The sequence below is a fragment of the Paenibacillus tyrphae genome, assembly GCF_000722545.1.
Lineage (GTDB): Bacteria > Bacillota > Bacilli > Paenibacillales > NBRC-103111 > Paenibacillus_G > Paenibacillus_G tyrfis.
Genome location: NZ_JNVM01000004.1, coordinates 95,829 through 108,674, shown reverse-complemented (window position 1 = coordinate 108,674; position 12,846 = coordinate 95,829). Strand labels below are relative to the sequence as shown.

At 52.9% G+C, this 12,846-nt stretch carries 13 protein-coding genes; 5 read left to right on the top strand and 8 right to left on the bottom strand.

Translation table 11 applies throughout. The features are described 5' to 3' along the window. The first annotated feature begins 6 nt into the window (after positions 1 to 6). Entirely contained in the window at positions 7 to 984 is a 978-nt protein-coding gene (locus ET33_RS03915; protein ID WP_036676780.1) for an electron transfer flavoprotein subunit alpha/FixB family protein, read from the top strand. Positions 985 to 1,299: 315 nt separating this feature from the next. On the opposite strand, the gene ET33_RS03910 is transcribed toward ET33_RS03915, so the two are convergent. The 3 genes from ET33_RS03910 to ET33_RS03900 form a co-directional block, all read right to left on the bottom strand. Beyond that, positions 1,300 to 2,622 carry a DRTGG domain-containing protein gene (locus ET33_RS03910; RefSeq protein WP_036676778.1) on the bottom strand — a complete coding sequence of 441 codons (1,323 nt, stop codon included), beginning with the start codon at positions 2,620 to 2,622 and terminating at the stop codon, positions 1,300 to 1,302. Positions 2,623 to 2,723: 101 nt separating this feature from the next. After that, positions 2,724 to 3,941 carry an FAD-dependent oxidoreductase gene (locus ET33_RS03905; protein WP_036676777.1) on the bottom strand — a complete coding sequence of 406 codons (1,218 nt, stop codon included), beginning with the start codon at positions 3,939 to 3,941 and terminating at the stop codon, positions 2,724 to 2,726. A 45-nt stretch (positions 3,942 to 3,986) separates the two neighbouring features. After that, positions 3,987 to 4,604 carry a PadR family transcriptional regulator gene (locus ET33_RS03900; RefSeq protein WP_081890195.1) on the bottom strand — a complete coding sequence of 206 codons (618 nt, stop codon included), beginning with the start codon at positions 4,602 to 4,604 and terminating at the stop codon, positions 3,987 to 3,989. 125 nt (positions 4,605 to 4,729) lie between these two features. Between ET33_RS03900 and lgt the strand changes: the two genes are divergently transcribed. From lgt to ET33_RS03880, 4 genes are all read left to right on the top strand, one after another. Further along, complete coding sequence (lgt, locus tag ET33_RS03895) at positions 4,730 to 5,524, top strand: prolipoprotein diacylglyceryl transferase (RefSeq protein WP_036676772.1); 795 nt, start codon at positions 4,730 to 4,732, stop codon at positions 5,522 to 5,524. A gap of 173 nt (positions 5,525 to 5,697) precedes the next feature. Continuing rightward, positions 5,698 to 7,026, top strand: a complete 1,329-nt coding sequence (locus ET33_RS03890; protein ID WP_036676769.1) for a cytochrome ubiquinol oxidase subunit I — start codon at positions 5,698 to 5,700, stop codon at positions 7,024 to 7,026. Positions 7,027 to 7,038: 12 nt separating this feature from the next. Beyond that, positions 7,039 to 8,055 carry a cytochrome d ubiquinol oxidase subunit II gene (locus ET33_RS03885; protein ID WP_036676766.1) on the top strand — a complete coding sequence of 339 codons (1,017 nt, stop codon included), beginning with the start codon at positions 7,039 to 7,041 and terminating at the stop codon, positions 8,053 to 8,055. Positions 8,056 to 8,212: 157 nt separating this feature from the next. Next, entirely contained in the window at positions 8,213 to 8,968 is a 756-nt protein-coding gene (locus ET33_RS03880; protein WP_036676764.1) for a MerR family transcriptional regulator, read from the top strand. A gap of 77 nt (positions 8,969 to 9,045) precedes the next feature. Here ET33_RS03880 and yhfH read toward each other — a convergent pair whose 3' ends face one another. From yhfH to ET33_RS03860, 5 genes are all read right to left on the bottom strand, one after another. Then, complete coding sequence (gene yhfH / locus ET33_RS03875; protein WP_036676762.1) at positions 9,046 to 9,228, bottom strand: protein YhfH; 183 nt, start codon at positions 9,226 to 9,228, stop codon at positions 9,046 to 9,048. A 19-nt stretch (positions 9,229 to 9,247) separates the two neighbouring features. Continuing rightward, a complete protein-coding gene (gene aceB / locus ET33_RS03870) occupies positions 9,248 to 10,849 on the bottom strand; it encodes a malate synthase A (protein WP_036676760.1) in 1,602 nt (533 codons plus the stop codon). A 13-nt stretch (positions 10,850 to 10,862) separates the two neighbouring features. After that, complete coding sequence (gene aceA, locus ET33_RS03865) at positions 10,863 to 12,149, bottom strand: isocitrate lyase (protein WP_036676758.1); 1,287 nt, start codon at positions 12,147 to 12,149, stop codon at positions 10,863 to 10,865. A gap of 77 nt (positions 12,150 to 12,226) precedes the next feature. Then, entirely contained in the window at positions 12,227 to 12,400 is a 174-nt protein-coding gene (locus tag ET33_RS38865) for a hypothetical protein (protein ID WP_157244156.1), read from the bottom strand. 223 nt (positions 12,401 to 12,623) lie between these two features. Next, positions 12,624 to 12,818 (bottom strand): hypothetical protein, encoded by a 195-nt coding sequence (locus ET33_RS03860; protein ID WP_036676756.1) that lies wholly within the window; start codon positions 12,816 to 12,818, stop codon positions 12,624 to 12,626. Positions 12,819 to 12,846 lie beyond the last annotated feature (28 nt).

Below are 12,846 nucleotides of genomic sequence, written 5' to 3'. Positions count from 1 at the left end.
ATCGATATGAGCAAAACCTATGTGATCTTTGCGGAAATCCGGGGCGGCAAGCTCCGTCAAGTTACCTTCGAAACGATTCAAGCGGCCAGGCTGGTCAAAGACGACGGCGACCGGATCGTGGCGGCGCTTCTCGGCCACGGACTGTCCGCGTTTGCCCAGGAGCTGTCGGGCTACGGCGTCGATCAGGTCGTGTCCGTCGACCATGCGGAGCTCGCTCACTATAATCCGGAGACGTATTTCTCCGCATTGAAGGGCATTCTTGACGCAGCGAATCCGCACGCCGTTCTGTTCGGCCATACCGCCATCGGCCGAGACTTGGCCCCCAAGATCGCCGCTCACCTGCAGGCGGGACAAATTTCCGACGTCATCGCGCTGGAGAAGACGGGCGACGGCCTGTCCTTCACGCGTCCGCTTTACGCGGGCAAAGCGTTCGAGAAGAAGCGGTTTACCCAAAGCCCGATGGTGATCACGATCCGGCCGAATAACGTGCCCGCCGCCGAAGCCGTCTCCGGCTCGCAAGCGGAAATCGCCGCCACTCCTTTCTCCCCCGCTGCCGACCTGCGTTCCGTCGTAAAGGACGTGGTGCACAAAGCGTCTGGCAAGGTCGATCTGACGGAAGCAAAAATCGTTATATCCGGCGGCCGGGGTGTGAAGAGCGCCGACGGGTTCCGCACGCTCGAGCCGCTGGCCGAAGCATTGAACGCCGCCATCGGCGCCTCCCGCGGCGCGTGCGACGCAGGCTACTGCGACTACGCGCTGCAGATCGGACAGACCGGCAAAGTCGTGACGCCGGAGGTCTATATCGCCTGCGGCATCAGCGGCGCCATTCAGCACTTGGCCGGGATGAGCCAATCGCGCGTCATTATCGCGATCAATAAAGACCCGGAAGCGCCGATCTTCAAAATCGCCGATTACGGCATCGTCGGCGATCTGTTCGAGATCGTCCCACTGCTCACCCAAGAGTTCAAGAAAGTGCTGGCTTAAAGACCTATTCTACTACAAAAATGCAAGCCCCTTAACCTTAAATACGGTCAAGGGGCTTCAAAGTTGAGAATGTGGTCTAAACAAAAATAGAGATGCAAACGGAGGTGGGGTGTCCACAGGAGAAGCGATAGCGGCCGCCTTTGTCATCGGGAAATGTCCGCTACTAAGCGGCTTCCAATCAAATTTCCTGATGACAAGAGCGGTCGGAAGTGGATACCCCACCCCTTCGTAACCTCTATTACCTCATTTGACCACTTTCTCAACAAGCGAAGCCCCTTAACCTGAAATACGATCAAGGGGCTTGCCTTTTCAAATCTAATCCGTCAAACGGCAAGTAAACGTCGACTTCGCCATTCGTTTCCCGTCGCAGAAAATGTCCACTTCGATCTTCCCGTACTTGCGGCTCATCTCCAGCACGTTCGGCACGCATTCGATCACGCTATCGATCGGGATCGGCAGCAAAAAATAATTCGAGGAGCTGTCCACGATCAAATCGCCTCTTTTTTGTTCCCGGATCGTGCGGATCGCGACCTGACTCATCAGGGTCGTCAAAATACCTTCCGACACCGTCCCGACCGGATTGGTCATCTGGGCGGTAACGGTTCCCTGGTAATAAAATTCGCCGTCCTTGCCCCGCACCTTCTCCATGCCGGACCATATTTGATCCTCGAGGGTTTCCCCGTGCTGCGGCTGCGTTTGCAAATACTGCATCGCTTTGAGCACATCGTCCCGGCTGATTACGCCGACCATTCTCCCGTCCTTGCCGACCACGGGCAGCAGTTCGATGCCCTCCCACACCATCGTATGGCTGACCGAGGCAACGGGCGCCTGGTCGCTTACGGTAAGCGGGTCCAGCGTCATGAGCTGGTGAATCGGCTGTCCGGCTTCGGCTCCGACGACGTCCTTCGCCGTCACCATGCCGATCGGCTTGTTCCGTTCGTCCACGACCGGGAAGCGGGTATGTCCGGTTTCATCCATCCAATGGCGTATGTCCGAGACGGTATCCTCGGCGCGGAGCGAATAGACCCGGGCATCAGCCCGGATAATGTCGCGGACGAGCATAATTTTTTTCTTGATCAGCTGGTCGTAAATCGCGCGGTTGATCTTCGTCGCCACGGTAAACGTATCGTAGCTGGTGCTGATAATCGGCAGCTCGAGCTCGTCGGCCAGCTCCTTGGCCTCGTCCAGCGTCTGGAAGCCGCCCGTCACGAGTATACCAGCACCCTGCCCCAACGCATAAAGATGCGCCTGGGTGCGGTTGCCGACAATCAGCAGATTGCCCGGCTCGATGTAGCGTTTCATCGCTTCGAGCTGCATCGCCCCGATCACGAATTTATTCAAAGACTTATGAAGGCCACTCGCGCCGCCGAGCACCTCGCCGTCCACAATGTTGACCACCTCGGCGAACGTCAGCTTGTCGATCGGCTGCGGTTCTTTTTTCTCCACCCGCACCGTGCCCGTACGGTCCTTCGTGCTGACATAGCCCAGACTTTCCGCTTCCTTCATCGCGCGGTAGGCCGTTCCCTCGCTCACTTCGAGGGCCTGGGCAATTTTACGGACAGAGATGTGCGTTCCTACGCTCAATTCCTCGATATATCGAATGATCTGCTCGTGCTTGGTCAGCGTTTCTTCCTGCATCGCTTCACCCGCCTAGTTTACAACGGTAATAATCTTTAACAATTATACTATAAGCGGATACACAAAAACAGAGCCCCGAATGACGACAAGTGTGACTGGCATTAATTCTTGTACCGGCTTGCCGATACGTTCTTCTCCCAATCGACTCTGTACGAGTACATCCAGTCGGATGCCTTCGGATTCGCGAATAGCTTGAGGAACAGCGGCGTCGTCATATCCCGGAACCACTGTTGGAGTGAACCCGTTACATGCTTGCCGGAATCGCCGTGCCGCCCCACGTCGTACATTTTGACGGTGCGCTCCCGCCTGAGCTGCTCGTAGGTTGCGAAGGCATGCTCTGCGTTAGGGATGTCCCGCAAACATTTTGCCAGAACCATGGCATCCTCCAGCGCCATCGAGGCTCCTTGACCGGAGCTGGGGGAAATCGCGTGCGCCGCATCGCCGACCAGAGCAATCGGTCCCTTGTGCCAATGGGAAGGCTGCTGGGGAAGATCGTAGGATGGGAAAAATGGAAACGCCGTTTCCGCTCCCTCAATGATTTTCCCGATAAAGGGCTGGTCGTCTTTGTAAATGTCCAGCATCATCTTTTTGCGCTCTACATCGGTAATGTCTTTGAATGCATCTCTAGCGGGTTCATTCGCTTGCGGCCAATTCGTAAACCAATAAATGAAACCGCTAGGGCTGACGTGATATCCGAAAAAGGCCCGTTTGCAGAAAATGAAATGAATCGTTTCCGGTTCGCCGGGAACTTCGACACCTGAGGTATATCCGCCGCTGTTGATTAGCCCCGTAAAGGCGGGGCCTTGAAATCCCGGGTCGATGATCTGACGGGTACGCGAATGAACGCCGTCGCAGCCGATCAGGTAGTCTCCGGAGACGCTGGTGCCGTCCTGGAAAGTCGCAACTGCTCCTCCTTCCACGGCTGCCTTAATATCTTCCAGCTTTTTGCCGCGAAAGATGGGGATGCCCTGGCGTTCGACTTCATCCGAGATGATGCTGCCTAGAGGAACGCGCTTAATAAAGACGCTTTTCAAGCCTCCTCCTGCCAAGACGCCTCCGCCCAAATACTTCCCCCTTCCATTCCACATCTTCCATTTACTTACGGCAGATCCTTCCTTCAAGACCGCTTGGTCAAGTCCGAGCTCCTGCAGGACAGCCAGCCCATTGCACGATAAAGTAAGCGAGAAGCCTTCGGAAGATGTTCGGGCTTCGTAAATCTCCGCCTCAATACCTGCTCGTTTCAGAAACAGGGCGAGCGCCGGTCCGGCAAGACCGCCTCCGATGATCAGCGCTTTTTTTGCTTTACGGTTCGTCGGCATACTACCTCTCCTCTTCCGCGTATGAGTGATGATGGTGTACGACAGCTACTCTTTGCTATTGAGGCGCAGCGTAATTTCACGCAGCCACTCCTCGTCCCAGTCGAGATCCCCATTCCGCAAATCGTCGCTGATGGAGCGCACCCACTGCCATTCGGCCGTCAGCACGGCCTGTTTATACTCGGTTTCAAGCATGAACAGTCTGGGAATGATATCCTTGTAGGTTTGCAGATCCGAGCTTACGCGTTCAATTTCTTTTTCAAGAAGAAGCGATCTTCGTTCCAACTGCTTCAAGACGTCATCCGGCGTCAATAGAGACAGGAACGATACGGCAACGGGAAAATCGGGGAACTCCTGAGAAGGCACGGACAGCATATCCCGAAGCCATTCCCGAAACAGCTTCCGACCGTCCTCCGCGGATTCGTAAACCGTACGGTCGGGTTTTCCGGGTTCTTTCAACGTTTCACGAACAGCGATCAATCCGTCGCGCAGCAGGCGATCGATCGTTTGATAAATACTCGTACGTTGGCGTACGTTAATCACTTCATCCTTTCCTCTTTCTTTAAGCAGCTGCTGCATTCGGTACGGGTGCATCGGCTCTTCCGCAAGAAGCGCAAGGATGGCTAGGGCTAGAGGGGAACGTTGGATTGTATTCGTCTTTTTCATAGTTATAATATTACTATTCATTTTATAACTAAGTCAACTGGTTTCATCACTTCCATACTTGAAAAGACATAGCGGACTAAATTATTATTTTCATTATCAAACTAACGCAGAAAGAAGTGGCCTGATTGCATCAGTATATTGCACACATAGGTTCTTTTCCCATTCGTTCGTACAGCATCTTGTTTGTTTTGGCGATTATCCTTGGCGTTGGATTTACGATCACGTTAGCCAAACTGCAAAAAAAAGATCATTTGGCAGAGCATTTGATGAACTTGATTGTGCCGATGATGATCGGAGCCATTATCGGTTCAAGATTTTGGACGGTATTTTTCTTTGATTGGGAGTTTTACTCCAAGCATCCGGAAGAGATTATCGCGATATGGCATGGCGGTTTGTCAATTCAGGGTGGAGTGATCGGGGCCATTCTGGTAGGAATTTGGTATGTGCGAAAGCACAAAATATCGTTTTGGGAACTGGCGGACTTATGCGCTCCGGGTCTCATTCTTGCCCAAAGCATCGGCCGCGATGCCAACTTGATGAACGGCGATGCTTTCGGAGATCCGACAGGCGGCAATTTTGGCATTTTGTATCCCGAAGGCACCAACGCAAGAGCCACCTATGGCGATCAACCGCTATGGCCTGCCGAAGTATGGGAAGGACAAATGGACATTATCATTTTTGCCCTGCTCATGATTCTTTTGAGAAAAAAATTAAAACGCGGCTATCTGTTTCTTGCTTACAATATCTTCTACAATATCGGACGGTTCCTGTTGGAAATGCTGCGCGGCGATTCCCAAAGGTATTTATTTCATTGGACGGCGGCACAATGGACATCGGCAACGATCGTTATTCTTTCATTAGGAATTGGCGTTTATCTTTATTTTCGAGCCCCACAAACGGAAGAAGAAGGTATGGCATAGCTACAAAATATTTTCTTTCAAAGTCGCGAATCTCGCGGCTTTTTTTTATTGTTTTCTAAAATCAAAGCTGCCGCGGCTTCCTTGTATACTTTTTGGAAAAGACAGGAATATTAATCGATGGAACTCAAAGATACCGCCAGGGGTTTGATGATCGTAAGCAAGGAGGGTTTAAGATGAATGCGTTGAATTGGAGCCGCGGCTTGACGGAAATGACACTTGCCTTTCACATACTGTTCGCCACCGTTGGCGTCGGCATACCGATCTTCATCTCCATCGCCGAATGGATAGGGATCAGGAAAAAGGACCCCCACTATTCCCTCATGGCAAGAAGATGGACGCGAGGCTTTGTCATTACGGTAGCCGTAGGTGTCGTTACCGGAACGTGTATCGGTCTTCAGCTCAGCCTGCTATGGCCGGAATTTATGCGATTTGCAGGCAATGTGATCAGCTTGCCGCTTTTTTTGGAAACCTTTGCATTTTTCTTCGAAGCTATTTTTCTTGGTATCTATCTGTACACATGGAATCGGTTCAGCAATCCGTACCTTCACTGGCTGCTAACCCTTCCCATCGTCATCGGTTCCTCCGCTTCAGCGTTGTTTATTACGATGGTTAATGGTTTTATGAATACGCCGCAAGGGTTTACGATTGAAAATGGCAAGCTGACGAATCTTGATCCGCTCGCGGCCATGTTGAATCCAGCGACACCTTCAAAAGTGGCCCACGTGCTGTCTTCCGCTTATTTGACCGCTGCATTTCTGTTAGGGATGATTGCTGCATTTTCTATGCTGCGGGGACGAAACAACGATTATTACAAAAAGTCGATCCGGCTTAATATGATGACCGGACTTATTCTTGCGGCAGCCACAATTTGGATAGGAGACGCTTCCGCCAAATTTTTGGCCGAAAAGCAGCCTGAGAAACTTGCCGCGGCGGAATGGCATTTCGAAACAAGCAATCGTGCTTCGCTTGTGATCGGCGGTCAACTGAATCCGGTCACGAACGAGATCACGGGGGCGATAAAAATTCCTTGGGCGCTTAGCGTTCTCGCAACTAACGATCCAAACGGAACGGTGGTCGGCTTAAACGAATTTCCGGAAGACCAGTGGCCCCCGCTTTATGTGCACTATTTGTTTGATGCCATGGCAGGCATCGGCTTTTACTTGCTGGCCGTTCCCGTCATCTTCCTCATCATGACCCGAATGAAACGCCGGAATGCTTATAACCGCTGGATGCTTTGGGCCATTTTTGCCGGGGGGCCCTTTTCCTTGCTCGCCATCGAGCTTGGTTGGTTTTACGCGGAAGTGGGCAGACAACCGTGGATTTTAAGGGGATACATGCGTGTGTCCGATGCGGCGACGACGAATCCTCATGTCGGAATCACCTTTTGGCTGTTCGCTGCTTTGTACCTCCTGCTAGGCATAGTTTGCCTGCTCGTGCTCAGCCGATTGTTCCGCAATAAACCGGCTGAGTATGAGCTGGAGGAAAGGCGAATTATTTTGTAGGAGGACATCAACATGCAATTGGAACAAATTGGAATTACGGTTCTGTGGATATTCCTTTATGGTTACTTGATTGTTGCGTCCATCGATTTCGGTGCCGGGTTTTACGCTTATTACGGCAAGGTCATCGGAATCGAAAACGTTATTGGGCCCGTCATTTCCAGATACTTATCGCCGGTGTGGGAAGTTACGAATGTTTTCCTCGTCTTCTTTTTCGTCGGCATTGTCGGCTTTTTTCCGGAGACGGCCTACTATTACGGAACCGCCTTGCTGCTTCCCGGAAGCATAGCGCTCATCCTGCTCGCCGTACGGGGATCTTTCTATGCCTTTGCCAATTATGGCGCAAAGAAAAGTAATCTTTATCTGCTTGCCTACGGATCGACGGGACTGCTTATACCGGCCGCTTTATCAACCGTATTTACCATTTCGGAAGGAGGCTTTTTGTCCGTCAGCGGAAACACCGTTACGCTGCTGATGGAGGAGCTGTTCTTCAGCTCCTATTCTTGGGCTGTTGTCCTTCTTGCCGTTTCAAGTGTTCTATTTATCAGTTCAGCTTTCTTGACATATTACGCCGATCATGCGGAAGATAAAAGGGCGCTTGAGTGGCTTCGCTATTTTGCTTTATGGGGAGGCATACCGACGATTATTTCCAGTCTCTTTGTCTTTATTGCCCTTCGCAATCATAACCCGGAGCATTTCCAAAATACGCTTAAGGTATGGTGGATGTTCGCTTTGTCTTTTGGAAGCTATGTAACTTCCATCTGGCTGATTTGGCGGCGGAAAAACTACGGTACGGCTTTTGTGATGGTGATGCTGCAGTTTGCATTTGCATTTTTCGGTTACGGGATTTCGCATCTTCCTTATTTGCTTTATCCGTATTTAACGCTTTCAAGCAGTGTCACGAATCCAACCATGGGGCGGGCGTTAATCGTCTCGTTCGTAGCAGGTCTCGTGCTTTTGATTCCGGCGCTTGTGCTGCTGCTCAGACTGTTTTTATTCAGTGCCAAGTACGTGAAGGGGGAAACGTCTTGAATGCCTTTGATCGGCAGGAAAAATGGCTTATGCGCCTTTGCTTCGGAATTGCGGCTTTGTTATTGTTATCCGCACTACGTTATATGCTGAGATAAGTTTTTCTTGACCCTCCCCTTAGAGGAGTCTGTACACTAAATGCAGAAGGGAGGGAAACGACATCCTCTATACGGTCAAAGAAATATCTTCCTTGTCCGGCGTAACCGTCAAGACACTGCATCATTACCATAAAATCGGGCTTTTGCTGCCGTGCGCGGTCAGCGAGGCGGGATACCGGTTATACGGGATGAAAGAGCTGGAACGTCTGCAGCACATTTTGTTTTACCGGGAATTGGATTTTCCTTTGAAGGAAATCGCGCGGCTGCTTGAAGAGGAGCCTGAGCGGCACTCGATTCTCGCGCAGCAGGAGGAGCTGCTTCTGCTCCGCAAGCAAAGGCTGGAAACGATCATTGAAACGTTACAGCAATCCATGGCCAGCATGGAGAAGGGAGAAATCATGAATAGCCAAGATATGTTCAAAGGGTTCGAAAGCGCGCAGGAGTGGGAACAGGCATTGGAGGAGCAAAATCAGCACTTGAAGGACGCCTACGGCTACGACATGCTCGATTCCGCAGAAATCGATGCGCAAAGCATGAATGAGCAGGCTCAAGAGGCGGCGGCATTTATGAATCATATCGCAGAAGCTTTGCGTACGGGGATCAAGCACAGCGACGCGGAAATTCAGCGGCTGATCCGGGACCACCTTGTCTTTATGAACAAGCACGGGCATACCGTCACCGCTGCGAATTTTGCAGCCCAAACGCGCTTTTTCCTCGGCGACGACTTTCATCTTCGCATGCTGGAAGGCCAGCAAACCGGATTGGCGTATTATCTGACCGCGGCAGCCGAGTCCTACGCAGCGGCAGGACATGAATAACTAAAATAGCCGTCCAAAAATTTACAGCTCCCTTCCGCGCAGGAAAGGAGCTGTTTTGTGTGCGCCGCTGTGGCCCGCTATTCTTGAATCGCCGTATTGTACATGCTCAGAAAGATGGGCGACAGCGGATAAAATACCGTTTCCGAGCATTTATAGCACTCCGTATGATAGCAGTCCGCCATCTCCTCTACCGTTTCGCCGCAGCGGCTGCAGCACTTGGCCGGAAGCTGCTCGTAAAACTTCGTCGGTGATTGAAGCATATTTCTTCTCCTCCATTCCTTATAAATGCGCGTAGCTTGGGATGGTCAAAAAGTCCTCGAATGTCGCGGACGTCGTCATATCGCTAAACAGCGTCTTCCCCAGCATATATTGTCCTTGTTCGAACCGGTCGGCGCCAACGCGCTCCCGAATTGCCTTCAGTTCTTCTTCGAGCAGTTCTCCGAACAGCTCAGCCGTTACTTTGCGCCCGTCCTCCAGAACGCCCTTCGGATGGTGAATCCACTGCCACAGCTGCGCCCGCGAAATTTCCGCGGTAGCTACGTCCTCCATCAGGTTGCGGATCGGCACCGCGCCGTAGCCCCGCAGCCACGCTTCCAAATAGTGAAGCCCGACGTGAATGTTCGTGCGAACGCCGGCTTCCGTAATCGGTCCCTGCGGAACTTCGAGCAGGTCGGCGGCGGTCACCTCGATGCCCGTCAGCTGCCGGTCGATCTGATTGGGCGCCGGCATCAGGCGGTCGAATACATCCCGGGCAACCGGCACCAGGCCCGGATGAGCGACCCACGTTCCGTCATGCCCTTGCGTCGCTTCGCGCGTCTTATCCGCACGGACCTTCCGCATCGCCTCCTCGTTGGCTTCGGGATCGTCCTTAATCGGAATTTGCGCGGCCATGCCGCCGATGCAGGGCGCTCCCCGCTTGTGACACGTCTGGATCGCCAGCAGCGAATAAGCCCGCATGAACGGCGATTCCATCGTCACCAAGCCGCGGTCCGGCAAAATAACATGCTCCTGGTTTCTGAGCTTTTTAATATAGCTGAAAATATAGTCCCAGCGGCCGCAGTTGAGGCCTGCGCTATGCTCCCGCAGCTCATACAAAATTTCGTCCATTTCAAATGCCGCCAAAATCGTCTCGATCAGCACCGTCGCTTTGATCGTGCCTGCGGGGATGCCCAGCTTCTCCTCGGCAAAGAAGAAGACATCGTTCCACAATCTCGCTTCCAGATGGCTTTCCAGCTTCGGCAAGTAGAAGTACGGGGCGCTCCCCCGATCCAGCAGTTCTTGCGCGTTGTGGAAGAAGAACAGGCCGAAATCGAATAGTCCCGCCGACATCGGACGCTGATCGATCCATACGTGCTTTTCTTCCAAATGCCAGCCCCGGGGGCGGACTTTCAGTACGGCCGTCTGCTCGTTCAGCGCATACGTCTTGCCTTCCGGAGACTCATAGCGGATCGTTCGCTGCACAGCGTCCCGCATGTTGATTTGTCCTTCGATGCAATTGCTCCACTGCGGCGAATTCGCGTCTTCAAAATCCGCCATATACAGTTTCGCGCCGGAGTTCAGCGCGTTGATGACCATTTTCCGGTCGCCGGCAGGCCCGGTGATCTCGACCCTGCGGTCGGCCAGATCGGGCGGGATTGGCGCAATGCGCCAATCCCCGCTGCGAACGTCCGCCGTCTCCTTCAAAAAATCAGGCAGCTCCCCCGCATCAATCCGCTCCTGCCGCTCTTCCCGCTGTTTCAGCAAGGAGAGACGCCGATGACCGAATTTCTTCTCCAGTTCCGCTATAAATTCCAGCGCGCCGGGAGTCAAGATTTCAAAATAAGCCGGGTTATGCATTCGGCCCTTCAGCAGCACGCCTTGTGAAACCGCATGATAAGTCATTGCCCTGGCCTCCTTAGCCTGCAAACTGTTCCGCTTCGGTAGAATCCTTGAGCGCCGTCGTCACGGAATCGCCTCCGGACAGGACAAGCGATACTTCATCGAAGTAGCCGGTTCCGACCTCGCGCTGGTGCCGGGTCGCTTCGTAGCCGTAGCGTTCGCTGGTGAACTCCGACTGCTGCAGCTCCGAGTAGGCGGCCATGCCCCGGTCACGGTACCCTCTGGCCAATTCGAACATGCCGTAGTTCAACGAATGGAAACCGGCCAGCGTCACGAATTGGAATTTATAGCCCATCTTTCCTAATTCCCGTTGGAACGCCGCGATCGTGGCATCGTCCAGCTTCCGCTTCCAGTTGAACGAAGGCGAGCAGTTGTACGCCAGCAGCTTGCCGGGGTACTTCGCATGGATCGTTTCCGCAAACCGCCGCGCTTCCTCCAGATTCGGCTCGGCCGTTTCGCACCAGACCATATCGGCATAGGGAGCATATGCAAGACCGCGGGAAATCGCTTGGTCCAGGCCGTCTTTGACATAATAGAAGCCTTCCGGCGAGCGCTCGCCTGTGAGGAACGCCTTGTCGTTATCGTCGATATCGCTGGTCAGCAGCTTAGCTGCGTTCGCATCCGTTCTGGCGATGATCAGCGTATCGACGCCCATGACGTCAGCAGCGAGTCTGGCGGCGATCAGATGGCGGACCGCCTGCCGGGTAGGCAGCAGCACCTTGCCGCCCATATGTCCGCATTTTTTCTCCGAGGAGAGCTGATCCTCGAAGTGAACAGCGGCCGCTCCCGCTTCGATCATCGCTTTCATTAATTCGAAGACGTTGAGCGGTCCGCCGAAGCCCGCTTCGGCGTCAGCCACGATCGGCAGGAAAAAATCGATGTGCTCTTTCCCTTCCGCGTGCTGGATTTGATCCGCTCTTTGCAGCGTCTGATTGATCCGCTTGACTACGGCAGGTACGCTGTTCGCGGGATACAAGCTTTGGTCCGGATACATTTGGCCGCTCAGGTTGGCGTCCGCCGCCACCTGCCAGCCGCTGAGATAAATGGCCTTCAGTCCCGCCTTCGCCTGCTGGAGAGCTTGATTGCCTGTCAGGGCGCCCAGGGCATGAACGTAATCTTCCGTATGAACCAGCTTCCACAGCTTCTCCGCTCCCCGCTGCGCCAGCGTGTGCTCGATCAGTACCGAGCCCCGCAGGCGAAGTACGTCTTCCGGACTGTAAGGGCGCCGTACCCCTTCGAACCGTTTGGAATTCCATTTTTGCTTAAGCTGTTCCGATTGCGCTTTACGATTATTGGTTGTCATCCCTTTTTCCCTCCTGAAATTGGTTATGAGTAATATGAGTGATTACGATGTGATAAACGATTGGAGATCTATGCGGACTACTCGTGGCTTTCTACGTAGCCGTTGCCGCAGCACCAGAAGCAGATGGTAACCTTCTTGCCTAAAGCGTCCCGGTATTCCGGAGTTTGCTTTTCGTCGTTCGCAGATACGCCGCCGGAATGAAAGTTAGGGGATTCAATTTCACCATGACCGTGACATATCGGACAATTCATGTGAACTACCTCCATTTGTTTTTATTATAGTACAGTGTTTTGTTTCGATGAGGTTATTATATAACAACATTCCAAACTGTTCAATACTGTTTTTTAAATTTTTTCACTGTTTTATAACAGAACATGCGAAACAGGCTTTGCCCTATGCTCCAAACCCGCGATACAACGCAAAAAAGCGGCTCCTCCCTTTTCGGGAAAAACCGCTTCTCGGACGTGTATTGAATTAATGCTGCTCCGACGAAGAGCGCGCCTGCTCCGAACCGGAATCGTCCGCTTCCCCGGCGAGGCCATCCATCACCCGCTCTACGAATTTGCTGATTCCATCGGTCGCTGCCCTATCCTCCTGATCCGGAGGCGTCGTAATGCTGTTATTCGTAAAATGTTCGAAATACCCTTCGTTTTCTTCTTCCAAGTCCATCGCCAAACCTCCACCCGTTAAGATGAAG